At 41.1% G+C, this 22,471-nt stretch carries 15 protein-coding genes; 6 read left to right on the forward strand and 9 right to left on the reverse strand.

Annotation, left to right across the window (positions count from 1 at the left end):
* Positions 1-64: 64 nt before the first annotated feature.
* The 3 genes from L9Q40_RS19785 (at position 65) to manA (L9Q40_RS19795) (ending at position 4,672) form a co-directional block, all read left to right on the forward strand.
* Positions 65-1,366, forward strand: coding sequence for a carbohydrate porin (locus tag L9Q40_RS19785; protein WP_065301448.1), 1,302 nt, complete (start codon positions 65-67; stop codon positions 1,364-1,366).
* An 82-nt stretch (positions 1,367-1,448) separates the two neighbouring features.
* Positions 1,449-3,443 carry a methyl-accepting chemotaxis protein gene (locus tag L9Q40_RS19790; protein WP_498794308.1) on the forward strand — a complete coding sequence of 665 codons (1,995 nt, stop codon included), beginning with the start codon at positions 1,449-1,451 and terminating at the stop codon, positions 3,441-3,443.
* 47 nt (positions 3,444-3,490) lie between these two features.
* Positions 3,491-4,672, forward strand: a complete 1,182-nt coding sequence (gene manA, locus L9Q40_RS19795; protein WP_498794309.1) for a mannose-6-phosphate isomerase, class I — start codon at positions 3,491-3,493, stop codon at positions 4,670-4,672.
* Between the two features lie 159 nt (positions 4,673-4,831).
* Here manA (L9Q40_RS19795) and L9Q40_RS19800 read toward each other — a convergent pair whose 3' ends face one another.
* Positions 4,832-6,499, reverse strand: a complete 1,668-nt coding sequence (locus L9Q40_RS19800; RefSeq protein ID WP_498794310.1) for a glycoside hydrolase 5 family protein — start codon at positions 6,497-6,499, stop codon at positions 4,832-4,834.
* A gap of 196 nt (positions 6,500-6,695) precedes the next feature.
* The gene (locus tag L9Q40_RS19805) at positions 6,696-8,705 is read right to left on the reverse strand and encodes a cellulase family glycosylhydrolase (RefSeq protein WP_498794311.1); all 2,010 of its coding nucleotides are present in this window, start codon (positions 8,703-8,705) and stop codon (positions 6,696-6,698) included.
* Between the two features lie 344 nt (positions 8,706-9,049).
* Between L9Q40_RS19805 and L9Q40_RS19810 the strand changes: the two genes are divergently transcribed.
* Complete coding sequence (locus L9Q40_RS19810; protein ID WP_498794312.1) at positions 9,050-10,324, forward strand: ABC transporter substrate-binding protein; 1,275 nt, start codon at positions 9,050-9,052, stop codon at positions 10,322-10,324.
* A gap of 577 nt (positions 10,325-10,901) precedes the next feature.
* On the opposite strand, the gene L9Q40_RS19815 is transcribed toward L9Q40_RS19810, so the two are convergent.
* The 4 genes from L9Q40_RS19815 to L9Q40_RS19830 form a co-directional block, all read right to left on the reverse strand.
* On the reverse strand, positions 10,902-11,102 hold the full coding sequence (locus tag L9Q40_RS19815) for a hypothetical protein (protein WP_065301442.1): 201 nt from the start codon (positions 11,100-11,102) through the stop codon (positions 10,902-10,904).
* A gap of 381 nt (positions 11,103-11,483) precedes the next feature.
* Positions 11,484-12,884 carry a PTS fructose transporter subunit IIBC gene (locus tag L9Q40_RS19820; protein WP_498794313.1) on the reverse strand — a complete coding sequence of 467 codons (1,401 nt, stop codon included), beginning with the start codon at positions 12,882-12,884 and terminating at the stop codon, positions 11,484-11,486.
* Positions 12,885-13,601: 717 nt separating this feature from the next.
* Positions 13,602-14,834 (reverse strand): mannose-6-phosphate isomerase, class I, encoded by a 1,233-nt coding sequence (manA, locus tag L9Q40_RS19825; protein WP_065301440.1) that lies wholly within the window; start codon positions 14,832-14,834, stop codon positions 13,602-13,604.
* A gap of 69 nt (positions 14,835-14,903) precedes the next feature.
* The gene (locus tag L9Q40_RS19830; RefSeq protein ID WP_444493039.1) at positions 14,904-16,808 is read right to left on the reverse strand and encodes a PTS fructose transporter subunit IIABC; all 1,905 of its coding nucleotides are present in this window, start codon (positions 16,806-16,808) and stop codon (positions 14,904-14,906) included.
* Between the two features lie 382 nt (positions 16,809-17,190).
* Between L9Q40_RS19830 and L9Q40_RS19835 the strand changes: the two genes are divergently transcribed.
* Complete coding sequence (locus L9Q40_RS19835) at positions 17,191-18,033, forward strand: helix-turn-helix transcriptional regulator (RefSeq protein WP_065301438.1); 843 nt, start codon at positions 17,191-17,193, stop codon at positions 18,031-18,033.
* A 26-nt stretch (positions 18,034-18,059) separates the two neighbouring features.
* On the opposite strand, the gene L9Q40_RS19840 is transcribed toward L9Q40_RS19835, so the two are convergent.
* Both L9Q40_RS19840 and L9Q40_RS19845 read right to left on the reverse strand, forming a co-directional pair.
* Complete coding sequence (locus tag L9Q40_RS19840) at positions 18,060-18,836, reverse strand: PTS sugar transporter subunit IIA (protein ID WP_065301437.1); 777 nt, start codon at positions 18,834-18,836, stop codon at positions 18,060-18,062.
* A gap of 8 nt (positions 18,837-18,844) precedes the next feature.
* Positions 18,845-19,147 (reverse strand): PTS fructose transporter subunit IIB, encoded by a 303-nt coding sequence (locus tag L9Q40_RS19845; protein ID WP_065301436.1) that lies wholly within the window; start codon positions 19,145-19,147, stop codon positions 18,845-18,847.
* Positions 19,148-19,444: 297 nt separating this feature from the next.
* Here L9Q40_RS19845 and L9Q40_RS19850 point away from each other — a divergent pair, with 297 nt between their 5' ends.
* Positions 19,445-21,313 (forward strand): fructose-specific PTS transporter subunit EIIC, encoded by a 1,869-nt coding sequence (locus L9Q40_RS19850; RefSeq protein ID WP_498794314.1) that lies wholly within the window; start codon positions 19,445-19,447, stop codon positions 21,311-21,313.
* A 133-nt stretch (positions 21,314-21,446) separates the two neighbouring features.
* Here the strand turns inward: L9Q40_RS19850 and L9Q40_RS19855 are convergent, their stop codons facing one another.
* Positions 21,447-22,466 carry an AraC family transcriptional regulator ligand-binding domain-containing protein gene (locus L9Q40_RS19855; protein WP_065301434.1) on the reverse strand — a complete coding sequence of 340 codons (1,020 nt, stop codon included), beginning with the start codon at positions 22,464-22,466 and terminating at the stop codon, positions 21,447-21,449.
* Between the last annotated feature and the right edge of the window lie 5 nt (positions 22,467-22,471).

A 22,471-nucleotide genomic window follows, 5' to 3' on the forward strand; every position in this document is an offset into this window, starting at 1 on the left:
ATAGCAGTGGTTGTGGCTTTTATAAGGAATATTAACTCTTACTTTAACGATAAGAAGAAGCGCTATGGAACTACATAAATTAACGAAAAGCATCTTACTTGGCCTAATTGCTGTCTCTGCACCAACAATGGCACTGGAAACATCTGCTGAACTACATGGGTATTTGAAGTCTGGGCTGTTGGTTAATTCCGACGGTACTCGTTCAAACTCTGTGGGTTTATTTACTAACTACGGTAAGTTCCGTTTAGGTAACGAACAAAATACCAAAGTTGAACTGCTGCCAACAGTCAAGTTTGCTACCGACGAAGGCACGTGGGCTAAATTTAGAGCTAACCTGACTCACGAAACAACATGCACTGCTGACTGGAATTGTGTTGATGGTGATGGTCACGATATTCAGTTTCGTGAAGGTTACGTTGAAATGGGTGGCTTCGACTTTGCTCAAGGCGTTACGTTCTGGGCTGGTAAACGTTACAACACGTATAACACTTCTAATCACCAATATGACTGGGAATACATTCAATATAACGGTACTGGCGGCGGTGTAGACAATGTTGATGTTGGTATCGCAAAGATGGATTTAGGCTTCTATGCATTCATGCCAAGTGACCGCAATGGAGAAGCGCCAGTAGATACTTCTAAGCAAGGCTATCCAGAAGACTTATCTGTAAACCTGATTTTCAAAGAGATGTTCGGTACTGGTTTGGCACTCCAATTCGTAGGTCATACGATGGAGGAACATCCGTGGCATCAAGGTGCTGCAACAGATGGACTTGGATTGGCAGCAGCTTACAATTTCGACGGTTTTTATGGCGTAGCTAATGGCTATTCTCGTATCACACTTCAATATGGTGAAGGGCTAGCCGCCGGCGATTCGCTAGGTAAAAACGGATGGGGCTTCGCAAACTCAGAAGATACTAAGTCTACACGTATTGTATTTGATGGCTTAGTAAACTTAAGCGAAAACTGGGAAATGTCGACCTTTGCTTTCTACCAAACAGACTCTGATTATGCACCATGGAGTGATTGGTCAAACTCTGCAACCAAGGGATATGACCGTGACATTTATGCTATCGGTGTGCGCCCGCATCACCAAATCACCAAAAACTTCGCTATGCAATACGAAGTTGGCTATGAAAATGCGAACGAGAAAAAAACTGATGGTGCAGATGGTGGCCTGATTAAGGCAACAATTGCTCCAACTTTAACTCTAGAAAGTGGTTTTTGGGCTCGTCCGCAGCTTCGTGCTTTTGTTACATACGCAAAATGGGATGACGAAGTGCAAAGCCGCGTTGATTCTGGTTATACGCGCGATGGTCAAACTGACACGTTGAACTTTGGTGTTCAAGCTGAACTTTGGTTCTAACAGGGACCCCCTTATTTATCCTGATGTCCTTATATGGAGAGAGCTTTGCTCTCTCCTTTTTCCCGTTTGACTAGAGAAAGCTATGAAAGTCGTTACTCAGATTATTCTAGCGTTTGTATGCGTGTTGACCATCTTCACATTGACTAACGTTTTTACTGTTTACCGTTCTTCCGACGCTAAAGATATTCTTGCTAGTAATATTAGAAGTTCACTGCTGCTAACGGAAAAAGCCAGTGAACTAAAACAGAAGCAACAAGCATTGGGTCGCTATGTTTCGGACCTAGTATCCGCGAGAAATGAACAGGCAGTAGATTCTACGTACGGTAAAGTTCAACATTACTTAAAATCGTTTTCTCAAGAAATTGATGACAGTAACTTAACTGATATCCTCGTTCCTGAAGATGTATCGTTGTTATTGGCTAAGCTGGAAGCCAATGTTTCTGCAATACGAAAAAATAAAGATCATTCTATACGGCTTAGGCATCAGTTAAATAATGAAAAGCAAGAGATGGACAATCTCTCAGCATCATTGAGTATTTCACTGAAGCGGGTGCTAGGTAAATTATCTAACGATGACGATTTCCATAAGAAAGACGTAGAAGCCTATTTAGAAAAACACAACGCAGCGATGGTTGTCTTAAGCCAAGCCTTATTCGCCAATGAGTTAGATAAAGTTATATCTTTCTCAGAGCAGATAAACTTCCTTGAACCAACCTTACGTGAAGAACAGTCATATCTGCTTGATGAAATCCCTTTACTAAATAGCGAAAAGGACTATCTAGATGTAAGTGAGCGCTTAAATCAAGGGCTTTTCTCTGAGCAAAGTTTAATAACAACTAAGACTGAATTACTACGACTATCGAAAAACTTGAATCAGCTTCGAGACGATTATAGTTATTTCGACAATCAACTAACTCAGCAATTGTCAGACGTTAACCGCTATGTTGGAGGTGTAAGCCAGGAACTACAGTCTAATGTTAACCATCTACTCGATAGTATTATAGGCATCCAGTTAATCATGCTGGGAGTGTCTGGTGTGGTACTGATTGTCGCAGGTATTATTCTAACACGTAAGATAAAACAGCCAATTAACTATACATTGTCGGTGTTAGATGAACTTGTAAAAGGCAATTATGCGCAAAGTGTAAAAGTGACGGGTTGGAGCTCGGAGTTTACAACACTTACCAGTCAGATCCACAGAGTGATGTCCTATAATCGGGCGCTAATAGAGCAAGTAAAGTCCAACAATGTAAGTATTCAATGCCAGAGTAAAACTAACTCTGAGGATATTAGTGCAGTTTGTAATTCTGCGCGTAAACAAACACTTTCTTTGCACTCAATATCAGCTGCTGCTGAGGAATTGGCGAGTATTAGCCAAGAGACGCAGCAAGCCATTTTAAAAACGAACGAACATACAAACGACATTCATGACTTAGTCAGTGTAGCTCTGGACTATGTTGGCCAAACTGTGTCTGGGAATGATGAATTGGGTAACTTACTCATCCAAAGCTCCAGCACAATTGCTGATGTTGAAATAAGAACACGAGATATCAGCAACATTATTAAAGTAATTGAAGACATCGCTCGTCAAACCAATCTCTTAGCATTAAATGCCGCTATCGAAGCCGCTAGGGCGGGTGAGCTCGGTCGTGGATTTGCCGTTGTTTCTGATGAGGTCAGTGCGTTGGCAGAACAGACTGCCCATGCGACTCATAAAATTCAGGATCTTATTGATAATCTAAATCAAGCTAGTGCTGTCGCAGTTGCCCATATGTCGACTTGTACATCGCAGATGCAAAGTAATACAGGCCACTTAGGTAAAACAAAATCAGCGATCAGCGAGATTAACGAACATGTATCCGCGCTAGCTGAAGAAACAGATGTAGTAACTCTATCTGCGAATGAGCAATTGCAGTCTTGCCAACACATATCTTCTTCTGTCACTTCGAATGTCATCGGCCTAGATACAAGTATTCAATCCTTAGAAGCTGTGAACGTTCGTAGCCAGAAACTGTTCGCATTGACGGACAAGCAACAATCTGAACTAAGCAAATTTAAAACAAAATTAATAACTTAAAAGTACCGGCAGCAGTTGGTAAGAGAGACCTTTGGTAGGAGTGTAAGATGATCGAAATAAAAAGTGCAGTTAAAAAATATGATTGGGGCGGAGTTCATTACTTACCACTTTTATTAGGAATGGACCAGGTAAACGAACCGATTGCAGAGTTGTGGCTTGGAGATCATTTGTTAGGGTCATCAACCTTAGTTGATGGTTCTACGTTGACCGCTTGGATTCAAGCAGAACCTGAGTACCGTTTAGGCAAGACTCAAGTACAGAGATATGGTAGTCGTTTACCTTATCTACTTAAAGTATTGGATGTTAAAGAGCCGTTATCAATTCAGGTTCATCCTACTATTGAGCAGGCAAAACGCGGTTATGCACGAGAGAATGCAATGAACAAAAGTTCGGATAAACGCAGTTATAAAGACGATAACCACAAACCGGAGCTGATGTTAGCGTTGTCTGATTTTTATCTGTTACATGGGTTCCGTAACGTTACGGAAGCCGAGGTGGAGCTAAGAAGACACAAGTCATTGATACCGCTCGCTGAGTTATATCAAGAGTTAGGTATTAAAGGCTTTGTTGCATCTATCTTTTCGCTGTCCCAATCGGACTTAGTAAACTTGCTTTGTCCGTTAATTAATGAGCATAAAGGTGCATATTGTCAAAATGAAATAACAAAGTCGGAGTCTTTATTCTGGTTTATGCGAGCTGTGGACAGAATTGAGCGAGAAGGAATGAATCTTGACGCTGGCCTTATTATGATATTTATCATGAACTTGATGTATGTTCCAAAAGGAAGCGTAGTATTTCAAGGGGCAGGCGTTCCACATGCTTATCTTGAAGGACAAAATATTGAACTGATGGCGAACTCGGATAATGTGGTTCGTTGCGGTTTGACGCCTAAACATGTAGACATTGACGAACTGTTAGCTATTACAGATTTCTCACCGGTAATACCTATGACTGTCGAACCTCAGAAGAATGACGACGGTAGTTTTGAATATGTGGTACCTGTCGATGACTTCCGCCTGCGCGAATACCATTTAACAGCTGGTCAGTCACTTACTACTCCTACTTATGAGGGAGCATGTATTTGGTTTGTATTAAGTGGCGAAGTAAAACTCAGCAACCAGCAGCATTATTCTGGGCCTGGCAGTGCATTTTATCAGCGACCTGGCGAAGTGAATGTAATCAATGCGACTTCTGATGTAATGCTATATAGAGCGTCTGCTGTACTTTAAAGGATCGTTTATAACCAAGCTGAAGTAACTGATCGCTTAGAATTATTACATAGGGGTGAGTGGTTCAATATATTTAGGTGCCAGCGAAAAACTATAAAGGGATAATGTAAGGTTATCCCTTGTATTTTATCTCTTTTAATATGTGTTTTTTGTACGGGATTAAGGTTTACTTATCATGCTGATGTCATCGATATAAACTTTTACGTTGTTTGCCGCATCTGTTTGGTCACTTGCGTAGAGTTGTAAGCCAACTTCTTGAATCTCTGTAAGCGCTTGAGCAGGAGACCAGCTAAAAAGTGTCCACTCTTCCGGTGCAACATTTATCCACTCACTTTCGCTCCATTGCCAACTATCGCCTGTTTTTGCGTACAACTTTCCGCCACTATAGCCCGAAGATGCTGCCTCTGCGGTTATATAAACCCATATATTTATGCTTGTTAATTCTGAGGTATCAAGTGATGAAGATGGAAGGTGTAGATAGCTCTTTTTTTCTCCTGGTTGGTCGTTAATAGCTAAGCTTAACGCATTACTACTTGAATGACCGTTAGTAGAGGTAACACTCAACTGAATATCACCCGATGTCTCTGATACTGCGATAAACCCTTCGGGTATATCACCAGTTTCAAAATCGAAGCGAGCACTGCTATCAGATGGTTCGGAGGCCTTACTTAGTGCGCGGACGCAGTTTAAAACGGATTCGTTGTACTCGTTGTTCCATTGCCAAGAGATGCCGCCAGCATAATTATTATCGTTTAATCTTATACAGAGCTGTTCCTCTGCAACTGGGTCATTAAAATAGTTGAACTCAGCAGGCTTATAAGCATTTTTATCAGCGAAGAATTCGCCAATAACGATAGGTTTGTTTAACTCCCAATAGCTCGCCTTATGGTAGAAGGGAGACCAGGCACCATTTTTACCTAGGTCATCGTAATAATGGGGAGCATAAAAATCTAACGGTGCTTCTGAGCCACCAAGTACAATCATATTCTCATCAGAATAATAGTTAGTACCACCAAATCCATCGGTATTGAACATCCCCAGTGATTTTGGCCCAGTTGTAACTAGGACTTGTTTATTTAGTTGATGAGCTTTTTCGTGTATCGCGTTACTGAAAACTGCAGTTGTGGTATGTATATCGTTAAGGTTTGGAATCAAAGAAGGTTCTAGACCTTCTCGTTCAATGAACCAAGACTCTGTCATATTCTCAGGCTCATTAAATAAATCAATAGCGATAAGTGCAGGGTGGCCAGCCACCCTATCTAAAAGAGGAGATATAAAATTATTAATATAGCTTTGACGAACATCTTCATTATTTAGCAGGGAATAGTTTGCCTGTACTATAGCACTACTCATATTTAATTGTGATTGAGCCAGCATATCAAATGACCAAAGGCAAGGCATGATATAGATACCTTTAGCCTGAGCTAGGTCAAGGGCGCGTTCAATGTCATCAATTATTTGTGTTTGTTCAGTTGCTGGAGCGATAGCGGTATGCTGCTCATTCCAAACAGGACTTTGACTACCATTAACATGTATCCACCAACGTATGGTGTTCCCTCCCGCCTCTTTAACTTGATCTAGAAGCGTATTTAACGCGCTTTCATTTATTCCGTTTCCGAAATCATTTGCATAATCCAACCACGCAACGTTAACTCCATTTAGATAAACCTCATTATCTTGATAAGAAATGGCGGTACTACTTATGCCGTTGCCAGATGGCGAAATATAATCCGTCGGATCACCGTCAGAACTTCCATTACAACCTATGAGATTAGTTGTGATCAAAGCTAAAGCTATAGCTGAGGCTAAGCTGCTAGTTCTATACATATTGTCTTTCCTTGTAGTGGTGTAGAGTTCGTAATGCTTAGGTTCTTTTTAATTGATTTCTAGCGGTAAGTATTTGGAGTCACTCAAATCAACATGCGGTGAGTGCAGAGCCTAACCTCTATCTGAGGTTAGGCGTTTGCTATTTGAAGAGTGGCTGAATGTAAAAAGGTCAAGGGAACCTCTTTGTATATGAATATCAATAGACTGGTTTGAGAAATTCGATGTTATCAATATAAACCGAACCATCTAACTCAAACTTGTCGCCAACAATACAGAGAAATATATCCGGCAATTTAGTTGAAATGTCACCTAGTTCGATTTCAACTGTTTGTTTGTAGAATGACTTACCATTTAGCGTAACTGTTTCTAAATCTTTTACTGCGACTCGATGTTTGTCGGTGTCTAGTTTTACCCACCCGTCACCTAAGGCAGCATAGGGTCTTAATCCACCTTTATTGTTTGCATTTGTTGGAACGTAGAGGTCATATCTCATTTTGGTATGCTGTCCGAAGTCTGGAATAGACATATTTCGAAGCTTCAGTTCCTCCCAGTCATTTTTACCAGACCAAACCACGTTGAGTTTAAGCATCTTACTGCCAAGATCATCAGTTACCTCAAGAGCAGGATTTTTCCAACTAGCTTGCCAAGTCCCTTCTTTTTCCCATCCAGACGCAGAACCATTTTCAAAGTCGTATTGGGTTCCTATTTCGTAACCTTTTATTGGTCTGTCCACTACGATTTTGACTTTTTGAGTTTTGCGCTCTCCTTTTTCGAAGTTTGCGACAGCGATTAGTGAGTGTTCACCGTAACCCACATTAGATGAATCTAAAGTCGTTTCGTAATATCCATCCCCATCAATATCAGTCATTTCCATTGTTTGGTTGATTTTTGGTACTCGAAGTTGAATCGATTCCAGATTATTGCCATTTGTCGTGAAAGGGTAGGCACTTACTTTGAAATTTGCGTTTGAAACTTTCATGCCATCGATTGGGTAAGTGATATATACCGTATCTTCTTCGCTGTATTTCATTCCACGCATTTGGCGAGAATGATTAGTGAGAATCTGGGCTGTCGTACCACCGTCGTTTAAAATTCTGAAGCCATCGTAATCAGGGTAGAGATTGTCCTTCTGATTTGGCTCGTAGCCTGTCAGAATCCAGAACATACTTCCGGCTAAGCCTTCTTCGTAAGCCGTTTGAGTCCACTTTTTATAGATAAAATCACGATTCTGCGGCTCATTTTTTCCAATACCATACTCTTCAAGAACCGCTGGCTTGTTAGCAGCCTGTGCTGCTGCTGCGTGGTCTTGGATCCACTTTGTTCCCCATTGCTCTGCGTCGTGTTTTCCCCAATGCTCTGGATAGAGGTGGAAGGTGCCATAGCTAATATTCGGTAGAGTGATAATGCGTTCCCAGTCTACGCCTTCATTACCGTTATATGTCCAATCTTCTTCGCCGCTTCTTGTAAAGAATCCCTCACTGCCTAATGCGATTAACTGGTTTGGTGCTAACGAGCGAACGTAATCGCTCATCTCTTTAGTCCATTGGTATAGCAGATCACCACTGGTGTCTGATTGAGCTCTCGGTTCATTCGCCAGTTCCCAAGTCATGATCGCTGTTTCATCTTTGTTTGCGATACCTGTGTACTGGTTTTTGTGTTCGATAAGGTGTTTTACGTAGCTCTTATAAGCGTCTTTAATCTCTTTGCTACGATAAAAATCGTCATGATGTGTTCCATTAAACCAATCAACGTATTGTTGCATTCCGCCAAAATCACCCCAGTTATTGGTCATGGCAATCACAACGCGAATACCCCGCTTTTTCGCTTCTGCAATGGTAAAGTCCAGCCTTTCAAGCGCGCTATTTACATTATTTGGTGCCGTATACACGTATGGCTTTGCTTGCATGGTATGCTCGTGGCTGACACCTTCCATAAAACCCCATACACGTATAGAGTTAAGCCCCATTGCTTTTGCATCATCCAACACAGCGGTGATCATGTCGTTTGACCTGTAGTGCATGTAGTAGTTATTGGTTCCTGCAAAACGGTATGTCTGACCATTTAAGGTAAGTTGCGTGCCTTCTTGAACGACAAAGCTGTCCATTGAATCCAAGAGAAAAGGCTGCTCGGTAGAGTGATTCACTTGTGTTGAATTACAGGCTGATAAACCTAGAGCGAATGGTAGGGCGTAATAGATCGCTTTCATATTCAGGGTGTCCTTTTTTGTGTTTTTTATGTCCAATCCATTGTGTATTAAATAATCCAACTAGATAATGGTAACGTTTCGATTTTGTGTTTTAGTGCAAGGTTATTGTATAAATGTGATTAGTATCACTTTAACTTAATATGATATTTTTTGTTGATTAAAATACTTTAAGAAATTGATACTGAAGGTTTTATTTGGTTTTTAATTGCTTTCTGTTTAAATGTTACAGTGATTGTTATCACGTTCATGGTAATCTTAATTGTCAATTTAAAACCGTAACGTTATTATTTTGGTGCTGAAACAAAAATGCCTAGATATCACTGGGGTTAATACGGAGAAGAAGAATGAAAAAATTTGTACCTGCGATTTCAAAGACACTCATTGCCGGATCGATTTTATTTGGTCTTTATGGCGTGGCTAATGCTGCGGTAACCGATGGGATTAAGGTTGATCAAGTTAAAGGTGAGATTACTTTTTATACCAATCGAACAGATCTACTAGAGGCTGGTGTATACGATAGATATGAAGCGGAGTTTAAGAAACTTTATCCGAACGTTTCGAAAGTGAATGTGTTCGCATTTGCGGATTACCAAGGTGGTATTCGACCACGAATGAACACAGGTGATTATGGTGATTTGCTATTAATTCTTCCTTCAGTGCCATCAGAACAGTATGGAAACTTTTACGAACCACTAAACGATATTTACTCGGGTGATGAAGTTTACTTCTTTGATGCTTGGGAAAATGATGGGAAATCCTATGGTGTGTCCATGGGTAACTCAGTGGAAGGGTTAGTTTATAACAAAGAAGTACTCGCATCGGCAGGTGTAGAAGTTCCAATTAAAACCTTATCTGGTTTCTTCGAGGCGGCTAAGAAGATCAAGGAAAATGGCCAGATTCCACTTTATATTAACTTTGGCGCCCAGTGGCCACTTCAGCAATGGGATAAATTTCCATTAGTTGTCGAAGGTAGTGATGATGTGTATGAGAAAATGTTGGAGCAAGACAAGCCGTTTTCAGGTGATACTGCCTACAATACGTCACTTAGTGTTCTTAAGAGATTAATTGACGAAGGTCTCACAGAAAAAGATCTGATGACTAACTCCTGGGAAGACTCTAAAAATGCAATTGCGAAAGGTGATGCAGCTATGTATTACTTAGGGAATTGGGTTATTCCTCAAGTCATTGAACGTGGCGCGAATTCTGAGAATATCGGATTTATGCCAATCCCAGCAGACGACTCCGGCGTTTTAAAAGCGCAAATGAATCATGATTGGGCGTATGCCGTTAGCCATCACTCAAAAAACAAAGAAACAGCTAAAGCTTACTTGAAGTTCCTTATTGAAGAATCGGATTTTGACAAAATTGCTGGCTTTATCCCAACTTTGAAATCCAAGCAACCTTCGTTAGCACAGCTTAATGAATATATGAGCTACGAGCCTATTGTAATTCAAACACCGGTGTCTTCATCTACGTTTATTGAGGTTAACAACCGCTCTAAAATTGACTTCTACGCTGGTGGTTACATCCAAGATGTAATGACATCACGTAACTTCGAAGAAGCTCTTGAAAAATTAGACTCTCGCTGGAATCGAGCCAAAAAACGCGTAATGAAGTAAAACCTTATACGACTGCGAGCTTTTTTATAATTTCATTCTTAGCAGAAAATAGCACTTACTGCTTTTGGGGCCTGAGTTTTAACGGGGGAGGCCCCACCTTTTTTTCTAAGATATATTGGAACGCAGCGGACCAGTGTTGTGTTCGACTTTCCATGAAATGTTAGGGAGTTAACTGCCTAGTTAACTATACACCTAAACGCCTAAGTCCAATCCAACTAACTATCCACACAACTCTCCCAAATTTAATTCGTTCTAAGCTAAAGAATATGTTCATCCGTTATATTTTTAAAGACGACTTTTGCTTCTTTGTATATATTGCCATTTGATTAGTGGTTTTGTATCATTTTTTAGTGACAGCTCGGTGTTAGTTAGTGAATTGGTCATGCAGCAAATTATTTCTACCGTTAGAGTATAACCTTGTTTGTTACGACATTCTTATGAATAGCCCAGTTACACGAAGCTCTATCATTAGGGGAGCTGTTAGAAAAAGAGTAACTATCTGAAAAATAACGGTATTCACGTAATGGTATTACATCGGGCTTTCGGCTTCCAATTTCAACTGCTTTAAATGATAAAATTAAGAGGCGTACTTCTTCAACTCATGAGGGTAAACTCTCATTCCATTTGAGGTATTTTCGTATACGGATAACTCTCGGATATATGACCAAACAAGCGGATCTGTTCTCGTTTGTCGAGCTAGACGCATGATCACAACATCGATGTCTCGACCTGCATAGTCCTTTTCAGATACAAACAACTCTTTTATTGCTGGTAGCATAGTTCACTCCTTGTGAAATTAAATTACATTAATATGTTTTTAATCTAGATTGGATCGCATTAATTGTCAATTTAGCCTTTTAAATTTAATTTAAATTTCAAAGTGGTAATAAAGTTACAATGATGGAAAGGTTAGATATAGGTTTTCCTGTTTTAGGCGGAGAGTTTTTAGGGTATTGGCTTTTGGTGTTTAATAAGTAGAGTAGAGACTGATTCGGTACCTCTGCGTTTGATTTGAAAATTTGTAGCCTATAAGAAAGACGCCCATGAGCATTTTGACTTGCAATCTACACGCGATAGTTAGCTAAGGTTTGGGGTTGGGAGAGTTTTAAAAAAAGGGCCCTTCGGGGGGAAGGGCTCTTGGGGGCAGGAGCTTAAGGTTTTAAGCTTCTATCAGAGTTGATGCGTTGCGCATCGCTTCTTTAGTCGAGCATTCAATTACTTTTGCATTTTTGAAGCGGAAAGCATCTTTCACTTGAATGTCGTGAGCAAGTATCACCAGTTTCGCGTTGGCAATATCTAAATCAGATATACGGTTCTGAATGCCGTTCTGACCTTGAGTTTCTACTTTGATCTTGAATCCAGCCTTCGCACCTGCTTTTTCTAGTGCTTTTGCTGCCATGAATGTGTGTGCGACACCTGATGGACAACAAGTAACCGCAACGATGTCGTATTCGCCTTCACCAGTTGATTGTGTTGCATGAATTTGAGCAGGAGCAGCTTGCTCTATGATCATTTCAAGCTCTTCTTCCACAACTGGTTTCCAGAATCCGACGATGAGTGCTGTCGTTAGGGAGCCTAGCGCGATACCTACAACGTACATTGGGATGTTACTCGAAACTGGTGCTGTGATTAAGCCACCCCAGGGCGCATGAAGTAGTACGTTAGTTAAAAAACCGAATACACAGCCAACGATACCACCTGCAACAATTGAAGGAAGCACGCGTAAAGGATCGTTTGCTGCGAATGGAATAGCGCCCTCAGAGATTCCTATTGAGCCCATGATGGCTGCTGCTTTACCTGCTTCTTGCTCTTGTTTAGTGAACTTCTTTTTGAATAGGAACGTAGCTAGTGCCATACCAAGTGGTGGCGTACAGATAGCAATACCCACCCCACCCATTAACCAAGGCTGGGTGTCAACTTGGGTTTGAGCGAATAGCGTTGCTACTTTGTTTATTGGGCCGCCCATATCGAAAGCAGTCATGCCTCCAAGAATCGACCCTAAAACCACTTTAGATGCTCCAGCCATGGATGCAAGGAACTCGTTCATCGAAGCCATGAATATTTTTATTGGCTCACCTATTCCCCACAAAACGACACCCGCAGAAATGAGCGTGCCTACCAGAGGGTAGATAAAGTAAGCACCAAGTGCAGTCATGTTGGCCGAAAGAGGGATCCTTTTGAGTTGGTATACTACGCCACCCGCGATGAATCCCGCAACGATACAGCCTAGAAATCCACCCCCCATGTCTGCCATGATACCGGAAGAAATCATCGCTGGAGCAAGCGCAGGTTTGTCTGCAATCGAATAACCGATGAAACCACCAAGAATGATTGGGAATAATACCAACCCTTTAATTCCGATATTTGAAATATCTGATAGCAGACCGTCATCCGGAACTGCACCTTTACCTGATGCCATTACTGCTAAAGCCAGTAGTACACCGCCTGCAACAATAAAAGGGAGCATGTGAGAGGTCCCAAATAAAAGGTGGCCTTTCAATGTACTCAGAAGTTTTTTTAAATCGCCATTGCTTGTATCTTGAACTGTTATAGTACTCATGATTTCACGCCTTATGGATTAATTAAAATGTCTAATTTTTGATGTTTTTCTTTCTCATGGTGAATATTTTTAACTAACTATTTGTTAATTTTTCTGAATGATTTTTGTAGGACTTGAATATGATGTTCAGTACTGTTATTTGAAGCCACTATCATTTAGAGGGCAGTTGGCTTGGTGCCTTTTTCAACTACATAAGCGATGCTTAGAGCTTTACGTGAGTTTAAGCCTATTAAAAATGCTACTACTGCTCACTATTGTTATCAAATAATACATGAGATAAATCTTTAAAAATCTTTAAAAATCCTTATTATCTTTTTATTTAAAGGTTTTATTTATTAAACCGACGTTAGTTAGTTTTGTAATTGTTTTTAATTTATTGGTACTGAACTAATGTATTAAATTTAATTAATGTTTCACTTTTCTTAAATAGTAAAAAACACACAAATACTGTACTTTTGTAACACCTATTCTGAAATGTGATTTATATCCTTTTTGTGAAAGATGCACCTACGAAGCTAGAGGATATTTCTCGTGTAAAACGACAATATTAAAAAATTAGTTTTTGTAAAAATGTATACTTGATTGAATTTTTTAGATTTCAAGGTAAAGGCTGAACGTCGATGAGGGTGTGGCGGGAGTAAGGTTAAATGAAAAAACCAGTAACATAATTACTGGTTAAAAAATACTATGGTGCTTTCTATTGCTACCTCCTAGATATTAACAATAAGCACGGGCCACACGTCCTTCACTATTCATTGTGTAGTGTTCTGCATAAGCAGGGATGAATACTGATTCTCCCATTTTCACCCTGCAGGTTTCGCCACTCTTATGGGTCAGCAGTAAATCAGAGTCCAATGGCAGTAAAATTTCGGCTGTTTGAACATCAAGAACTCGCTGATTTGAACGCGGTATGATCGCAAAGTTAAAGTCATCGACTGGAATTGGGTATTCTAATATTTCATTCTTTTCATCTGGTTCTAGTAATAGAGTAGAGAACGGCTTTTCTTCAAATCTAGTACAAGAAATGAGCTCGTTAACGTCGATGTATTTTGGTGTTAAACCGGCTCGTAGTACATTGTCCGAATTTGCCATTATTTCCAGACCAGTACCTTTTAAATAAGCGTGAGGTGTTTCTGCGCTCAGGAACATTGCTTCTCCCGGCAGTAAGGTAATTACGTTCAATATGAGAGGTGAAAATAAGCCGATATCATCAGGATATTGGGTTTCCAGTTCTAAGATGACGTTAAATATTTCTGAATCTGTAATACGAGCTTTAAGTAGTAACATGGTCAATGCCATTTCTTTTTGCTCACCTTCAAGAGACAACAAACCTGCGAAAAAAGTTTTTAGTCCTTCAGAGTTTTGGTTTTTGACTAAATAAGCTAATAACCGGTTTAGCTCGGGTATAGCGAGGCTGGAGAAGTTTTTAATGATTTCGGAAATGGGACGAAATCCGTTCATTGCTTGATAATCAGTTAGTGCGTAAACGAGTTCTGGCTTGTGATTAGGATCTTTGTAGTTACGATTTTTAGCGTTCAAAGGGATGTCTTTTTTTTCCTCTTTAGAGAATCCTTGTTCAGCTTGAGACTTGTTTGGGTGTACCTGAATAGATAACGCTTTTTCGGCAGCAAGCACTTTGAATAGGTACGGTAGTTCCCCGAAACGCGTCGCGACTTCTTTGCTTAAAAAAGCATTCATATCGCTTGCGATTAATGAAGAAAGTTTAGTTTCCTCGCCGTTTACCGTCACCATAGAACAACCATTTGTATGAGCGCCCATCCAAATCTCGGCTTGAGGCTTGCCGGTTGGGTTGGCAACTGCAAACAATTGGCTAATGGAAGTTGTACTCCCCCAAGCGTACTCTTGAATCATATTGTTCATTAGTAAGAATTTAGGACGTGCGGTTTGGACTTTAATCTTTCGAGTATCGGACAACGTTAAGTCAGACATAGTTTTTTACCTCGGATGAAAATTCTGGCCTGAGGATTACTCAGACCAGGAGAGAAGAGATAAGGGAGGTTAAGCTGATGCTGCGATCAGTTTGGCTTTGCGGATCTTCTTAAGGGCAACACATGTAACAGCGGTAACTGTTGCGCCTGCAGCCATACAAAATAGTGCGAGCAATGGGTGATTCATCGCGCCAAGCAAAGCAACAACTGGTCCACCATGAGCTACGCTATTAGTGATTCCGAATGAGAAGGCCATTACTGCCGCTACGATTGAGCCAAGTATGTTTGCAGGAATCACAGACATAGGATCTTGAGCCGCGAATGGGATTGCACCTTCTGATATGCCTACGAGGCCCATAGCTCCAGCCGCTTTGCCAGTCTCAAGCTCTGATGGTTCGAACAGTTCTAACTTTCGTCCTAAACCAGTCGCGATTGCCATACCTAACGGTGCCACAGGAATCGCACATGCCATTGCGCCCATAAACTGAGTTTGACCACTAGCAATCATGCCGACGGAAAAGAGGAATGCGACTTTGTTAAATGGCCCGCCCATATCAAATCCAGCCATACCACCTAGTACGATGCCCAGTAGAACAACGTTACCCGTACTTAAGCTGGTAAGCAGTGCGGTTAAACCATCCATAAGGCTAGCGATTGGAGCGCCGATAACAAAAATAAAGAGGCCTGCGATAAACAAAGATCCTGTGATTGGTGCGATCATGATTGGCACCAACGGTTGGACAAACTTGTGGTAATTAATTGATGTAATCCACTTCACAAAGTAACCGACAAGAAGACCTGCGATGATGGCACCAATGAAGCCAGTACCTGCGTCTGCACCGTAAAAAGAACCGTTATTTGCAATCCAACCACCAATTAAGCCTGGAGCAAGTGCTGGACGGTCAGCGATTGCGTAAGCTATATAACCAGCGAGGATAGGTATCATCAGTGTAAAGGCGACTACTCCGACTTCTAAGATCTGGTTCCACATACTGCCTTCTGGGATAGCCATGCCTGTTTCGCTTGGTTCACCACCTATAGCCAAAGCAAGTGCTATCAACAAGCCGCCAGTCACAACAAATGGGATCATATGTGAGACGCCATTCATCAAGTATCGGTATAAATCAGAACGAGCTTGAGAAGCCTTAGTTGCAGCAGATACTTTAGAATTGCTACCCGCTTCATCATCGTATTGAGGTGATTCTAACGCCTCTCTAATCACTCCTTGTGCATCGCGGATAGGGGCTTTAACGTTTGTCTTTACAACGCGCTTACCTGCAAACCTACTCATATCTACTTGCTTATCACACGCAACAACAATGGCATCGGCACGTTCGATTTCTTCTACTGTAGGCGAGTTTTTGACACCAATAGAACCGTTAGTTTCTACCTTTATTTCATATCCCATTGCCGCAGCACCCTTCTCCAGTGCTTCTGCTGCTAGATACGTGTGCGCCACGCCCGCAGGACAACCTGTGACGCCAATGATGAATCCCTGATCTGCTTGAATTGCCGCTTGTGGTTCATCTTCTTTCGCAAGAAGAAGGTCCAGTGCTTCCTTGTTTGTTGACGTATTTAGAAATGCTTCTATAAATCCATCTTCGATGAGCTTGGAGGAAAGTTCCGCAAGCACTTCAATGTGATGATTATCGCCACCGTCAGGTGAAGCGATCATGAAGAATAATTTAGAAGGCAATCCATCTTCAGCGCCATATTCAACCCCTGATTTGCTCACACCTATTACAACTGCTGGTTCAATTACAGCAGCACTCTTGGCATGTGGAATAGCAACACCATCTTCAAAACCGGTATTACCTAGCGCTTCGCGAGCATGAATATCTTCTAGAAATCTTTCGTTATCAGAAATACGTCCTTGGGAATGTAAAATAGAAACTAGTTCTTTAAAAACTTCTTCTTTTGAAGTTGCTTTAAGGTCTAGTTTTATTAAGTCTTCATTTATTAATTTGGTGATCATTTTTGAACCCCTATGAATATAGTTTTTATTTCAGAGGTATTTTGAAACTATCGAGAAGAAGACTGTAGTGAAGAAAAAATGCATTTACTGGACTATTGTAACTGACTAATTGTAGTGTGATTTAGATCGTCATATCTTTAATTTTTATTGTACAAGTTTGACCTGGCTTTCTTTCCTTTAAGGCAGGTGGTTCCCAGGCTTTAGCCTTTGTCTTTTGAGGGTTGCACGATTTCAACTTTGCCTTTTAACTGGACAATTGATTCGATTGCTGGATTATTGTAACCTTGTTTTCGAAATGTGATTTTTATCAATAGCACAAAAGTCCAGTATGGTTTATATCTAGGTTAAGTAATGTAAGAGGCAATTTGTTGGGTATATGAAAATGATTTTCCATGATTTAATTACTGCTGTATTAAATGAAAGAGAACCGTTTCATAGTATTTGGTTTGCTGGTGATTTTCATACTCCACCCCAATTTAGCTATCAAGTTAACTTTCCTCGTTTAGAATTGGTTCTAGATGGAAACTATATTAATGAAATGGAAAGTCATAACAGGAAAATTACTCTCATAACTGCTAATAAAGGTGACGCTATTTTTATTCCGCCAAACTGTTGGAATAAACCAGATTGGGATACTGATTGTTCAGTATTAAGTATTCTGTTTGGTCGGCGCCAATTAGGTTTGAGCTTAGTTAGTAAACGGAAAGGTGAAGATAGTTTCTACGATATTCAAAAGTACAGTATTCAGACTCGGTCAGGATTTGCGATTGATAACATTCTCGAAGCACTCAGCGCTTTAGCTCGTGAAAATACGAAAAAGCCAATGGATGAGTTATTGTTACAAGCATTACTGCAGTACGCCAAAACTATGTTGGATGCTCCAGAAGAAAAGCCGTGTCACAATCGCGTTCAAGATCTCTACCAGGGAATTTGTATCTACATTCAAGAGAACTTTCATCGCCCTATAACTCGGGACAGTATTGCAGAGAGGTTCAGTATTTCGGCTAATCATCTGTCCCGCTTATTTCGTCAGCAAGGGCACATGACATTGGCGGACTACATCACTTGGGTAAGAGTTGACCGTGCCAAGTTTATGTTGAAAAAATACAACTTTAAGCTAGGTGAGGTATCACTTCGTTGTGGATTTAAAGATGTAAATTATTTCTGCCGCGTGTTTAAGAATCGTACTGGCAGGACACCAACGGAATATCGAGGGTCTGTCTAATCATATAGTGGCATTACCTAAATTAATTAGGTGAAAAGTCTCGATGTGGCATACATCAGAAGCGCTTGTAATTCGATGCTACTCTTGGTGAGTAGTAAACGTTCTGCCATTCTATCGTTGAGCAAGTTTCTTGTGAGGTTAGTCGCCGCTACTATTTGGTCGCGAGTTGGCTTATCGGGAATTACCAGTGCTATAGCCATGTCGACGTTTCCTAGTTTTGACTCCCAGTTCATTGGAGTTTCGTTTGATATTACTGCAATAGATATATGCTCGATTCCAGAAAACATAACATGAGGCAAGGCTATTCCCGGTGCAACGCAAGTTGACGAACGTTCCTCGCGTTTTATGAATGCAAGGATAAGTTCGTCTGGATGAGCAGGATGAATTAACTGAGCTAATCCTTTTAAGCACTCAAACTTTGTAAGTTCAGTATGAGCCTTTGCATAATGCCATTGAATTTCACAAGGTGGACAGAGTTGCGGTAAGCGTTTTGCCAATTTGCTAGAGAATTCATAATTTATATTAGAGCCAACTAGTGTGAACTGTTCTGCAATGATGTCTTTAATCACGAAACACGCCAGTTCTGCATCAATACCAATAGCGGTTATCTGACACAAATCGCCTTGCTGTAAACCAACTTGAAACACGGCCAGCGACTTAGTCAAATTAGCGCTGCGATTTTGCGTGATGTTAATGATGTGTAAGGCACTTTTGAATTTTTTTGCAACCCGACTCAATGGTTGTGCAACGTAAGCACTCGCATTCGTGTTGTTGACGAAGAATGTAATTTGGTACTCGTTCATTAGGCCAATTAATCTCGGCAGTGGAGAAGGAACACTTTGTCCACATTGAGTAATACATCTTCGATTGGTATTTGAATGTGATTGGTCCCCTTAAAGCGGGCAGGTTGTTCAATCTCAATATCTGACACAATTAGCACACGATCAGCTTGAGCTATGTCGTGAGGGGTAAGTAGATTCTCTATTCCCATTGCACCTTGAGTTTCGACCTTAATTTGCACGTTGTGCTTAGCAGCAGCTTTTGTTAATTCATCTGCAGCCATGTAAGTATGAGCGATGCCAGTAGGGCATGCTGTTACCGCAACTATTTTCATGTTTTTCCCATTCTCTTTTTTGCGAATATTAACATAGCCACAGTTGGTTGAATTGATTTAAGTTGGATAAACGAAAGAGTCCTATCACAGTTTACGTCTTATGTTACATTAATCCAGTTAATGCCCCTTTAGTCCTATATATCCTGATCTTGTAACTAACTAATCTAATACTCAGTGTACTACGTGTAACTTGTAAAAATGGTATTCGAACACGTAGTGTGCCGAAAACGACTTAAGGTGCTGTATCGACAACTCTCTTCGTTATATATTTGATCGCGAATACTGCAAGGTAAAATAATGGACATTACAAACCTTATAGAGCTGGAAACGATTTGTTTAGAACTAAAAGCTCAAACCAAAGAACAAGTTCTTGAAGAGCTTGCCTGTATGTTAGAAGCTGCAGGTAAGTTGAATAACAAAAGACTGTTTTTATCTGACGTTTGGAAGCGAGAAGAGATCGGAAACACTGGGTTTGACGATGGTATTGCTATTCCACATGCTAAAAGTAACGCAGTCTCAAAGCCAGCAGTCGCCGTAGGAATTAGTCGAACAGGTATTGACTATGGTTCAGAAGACGGAGAGTTATCAGATGTGTTTTTTATGCTTGCTTCACCTGACGGTGATGCACATCAGCACATAGAAGTTCTGGCACAGATATCTACGAAAATCATTGAAGATGATTTTGTAGAAAAACTAAAATCTGCTGAATCGCGAGAAGAAGTATATGAGATGCTCACCGATACTCAATCTCAATCAGAATCTTCTCAACTAAAGTCATTCGAACCTGTTTATGAACCTTTAAGCCCCTGGGCATATAAGCTAGGGAGAATTAAAGAGCACCTGTTGTTTGGCACTTCACACATGATCCCATTCATCGTCGCCGGAGGCGTATTGTTGTCTCTATCTGTCATGATCTCTGGACACGCGGCAGTGCCACAAGAGGGCATACTAGCTGATGTTGCTCAGATGGGGATTGCTGGCCTGACGCTGTTTAATGCTGTACTTGGCGCTTACATCGCTTATTCAATTGCTGACAAGCCAGGCCTTGCTCCTGGGATGATAGGGTCTTGGATCGCAGTAAGTCTTTACAATACTGGTTTTTTGGGAGCAATAGTTGTTGGTTTTATTGCGGGCTTTGTTGTTTGGTTGTTAAAGAAAATTCAATTGCCAGATAGCATGAGTTCAGTTGGCTCTATATTCATATATCCGTTAGTAGGTACGTTTGTCACTTGCGGCACAGTAATGTGGGTAATTGGATCACCGATAGCTATCGCAATGACAGCAATGAATGATGTTCTTACTGGAATGGCGGGATCCGGAAAGATAATGCTCGGGACGCTATTAGGAGCTATGACGGCATTTGATATGGGAGGCCCGATTAACAAAGTGGCAACGTTGTTTGCTCAGACACAAGTTAACACGCAACCCTGGCTGATGGGGGGCGTCGGAATTGCGATTTGCACTCCTCCGCTCGGAATGGCTCTCGCTACTTTCTTATCACCAAGTAAATTCAAAAGGGATGAGCGAGAGGCTGGTAAAGCTGCTGGTATCATGGGAATAATAGGTATTAGTGAAGGAGCGATACCTTTTGCTGCCGCTGACCCTGCTCGCGTCTTACCTGCTATTGTAGCTGGTGGTATTGTTGGTAACGTGATTGGTTTTATATTTCATGTTGCGAATCATGCTCCGTGGGGTGGATGGATCGTATTGCCAGTAGTTGATGGAAAAATTGGTTACATCATCGGAACAATTGCTGGGTCATTGACGACCGCTCTTGTTGTTATTGCGTTGAAGAAGAAAGTGACAGAAGACGAAAGTGATTTTAGTCGTTCTTTGGCGTGTTTTTCTGTCCAAGGCGAAGGTGAAGCTGATGTTTTGGCTGTGACGTCTTGTCCTTCTGGCGTAGCTCATACATTTCTGGCCGCTAAGTCTTTAGAGAAAGCAGCATATGCTCTTAAAGTTAAAATTAAGATTGAGACACAAGGAGCGAACGGTGTAATCAATCGAATTACACAAAAAGATATCGAGAAAGCGAAGTTTGTTATATTTGCTCATGATGTTGCGATTAAAGAGCCCGAACGTTTCCAAAAGCTCAAAGTGATAGACGTTAGTACCAAAGATGCGATTCTGAATGCAACTGCGTTACTGCAGTCGAAAAGAGTTTAAGAATTAAAATTAAATTGAATAATAACGAGTTAAAGACAGAGGATATAAAATCGTAATTTAGAGTAGATTCTTAATGGAAACAGCCTTAAGGAAGTATTTCACACTATAGATGATATGATTTTTGCACTTCAAGCTAAACTATTTTCCAACGTTTAACTGCCCTTCGGTAATTACTAACATCGAAGAACTGCATTTTCTTTGCAATTTGGACATCATCCAACTTCTTCATTTCTTGCAGATAAATGGCGTGTTGGCGATTTATCTCTCCCAAAAGTGAGCGGTAGGTACTACCGTGATTTTTGAGTCTTCTTTTCAGGGTCGCAGGGCTCATATTCATCATTTCAGACAGATCATTGAGAGATGGAACCTGCAGATGATCTTGTCGAAGTTGATCACGGATAAAACTCAGCAAGCCACAAGGTCGTGGGGACGTTGTTTGTTGAGCGACCTTGTAAAGTGTTGAAGATCGATCCGATATGGTTAATTCCAGACATTCTTTGGGAAGGTGCATTGAAGCCATTGACTGCCTGAATTCCACTTTGCCCCAGTAAACATCGTACTGCTCCTGCCAGCATGGGGCGCTCCAGTCTACTTTTACAGACCAGGGGAGATTTTGATCTGCGCGCCAATTGGTGACAGAAATAATGGATGTAAAGACATACTCAATTAACCACCGACGGTAAGTGATGCGCGCCCCGGAACTCAATGAACTGGCTTCACCAAAAGGATCTTCTTCAAATAAGTAGAGACCTGTTTCATCCACGCGTTCCCGAAGTTTGAGCAGCGGAAAGTAAATCTCAGAATAAGCCACGAAATTTCCAATCAATTCTCTGACCGTTGCTGCATGGACGATAAGGTGACTCGAATCTGAAAAAGCGCCGGGAATAAGCTGTTGTCCAGACAGAAAACTCAAGTCGGGAAACTGCTCCAGTTTGGTCATATTATGAATCAGGCGAGCAAGTTGGGTGGGGCTCACCATTAAATCACGCTCAATCAAGTCTTGGTAAAAGATGCCTGTATTTCGTAGCGCGTAGTGCATATTGACCCCTCTGTTGCTGAGCAGATCAAGCAACAAAGCGATATGGTGTCTTGCAGGCACTACTTTATCATTTCGCTCAGTCCATTGCGGTACCAGAGCATGACTTGCTTTCACGCTGA

Source organism: Allocatenococcus thiocycli (assembly GCF_921292965.1).
Taxonomy (GTDB): Bacteria; Pseudomonadota; Gammaproteobacteria; order Enterobacterales; family Vibrionaceae; genus Vibrio; species Vibrio natriegens.

What these genes read in the sequence shown, in the direction of transcription:
- L9Q40_RS19805 (WP_498794311.1), bottom strand. Translation starts at nt 8,705, where the DNA reads ATGAAAGCGATCTATTACGCCCTACCATTCGCTCTAGGTTTATCAGCC.
- L9Q40_RS19835 (WP_065301438.1), top strand. Translation starts at nt 17,191, where the DNA reads ATGATTTTCCATGATTTAATTACTGCTGTATTAAATGAAAGAGAACCG.
- L9Q40_RS19850 (WP_498794314.1), top strand. Translation starts at nt 19,445, where the DNA reads ATGGACATTACAAACCTTATAGAGCTGGAAACGATTTGTTTAGAACTA.
- manA (WP_065301440.1), bottom strand. Translation starts at nt 14,834, where the DNA reads ATGTCTGACTTAACGTTGTCCGATACTCGAAAGATTAAAGTCCAAACC.
- L9Q40_RS19820 (WP_498794313.1), bottom strand. Translation starts at nt 12,884, where the DNA reads ATGAGTACTATAACAGTTCAAGATACAAGCAATGGCGATTTAAAAAAA.
- L9Q40_RS19840 (WP_065301437.1), bottom strand. Translation starts at nt 18,836, where the DNA reads ATGAACGAGTACCAAATTACATTCTTCGTCAACAACACGAATGCGAGT.
- L9Q40_RS19845 (WP_065301436.1), bottom strand. Translation starts at nt 19,147, where the DNA reads ATGAAAATAGTTGCGGTAACAGCATGCCCTACTGGCATCGCTCATACT.
- L9Q40_RS19815 (WP_065301442.1), bottom strand. Translation starts at nt 11,102, where the DNA reads ATGCTACCAGCAATAAAAGAGTTGTTTGTATCTGAAAAGGACTATGCA.
- L9Q40_RS19790 (WP_498794308.1), top strand. Translation starts at nt 1,449, where the DNA reads ATGAAAGTCGTTACTCAGATTATTCTAGCGTTTGTATGCGTGTTGACC.
- L9Q40_RS19800 (WP_498794310.1), bottom strand. Translation starts at nt 6,499, where the DNA reads ATGTATAGAACTAGCAGCTTAGCCTCAGCTATAGCTTTAGCTTTGATC.
- L9Q40_RS19810 (WP_498794312.1), top strand. Translation starts at nt 9,050, where the DNA reads ATGAAAAAATTTGTACCTGCGATTTCAAAGACACTCATTGCCGGATCG.
- manA (WP_498794309.1), top strand. Translation starts at nt 3,491, where the DNA reads ATGATCGAAATAAAAAGTGCAGTTAAAAAATATGATTGGGGCGGAGTT.
- L9Q40_RS19785 (WP_065301448.1), top strand. Translation starts at nt 65, where the DNA reads ATGGAACTACATAAATTAACGAAAAGCATCTTACTTGGCCTAATTGCT.
- L9Q40_RS19830 (WP_444493039.1), bottom strand. Translation starts at nt 16,808, where the DNA reads ATGATCACCAAATTAATAAATGAAGACTTAATAAAACTAGACCTTAAA.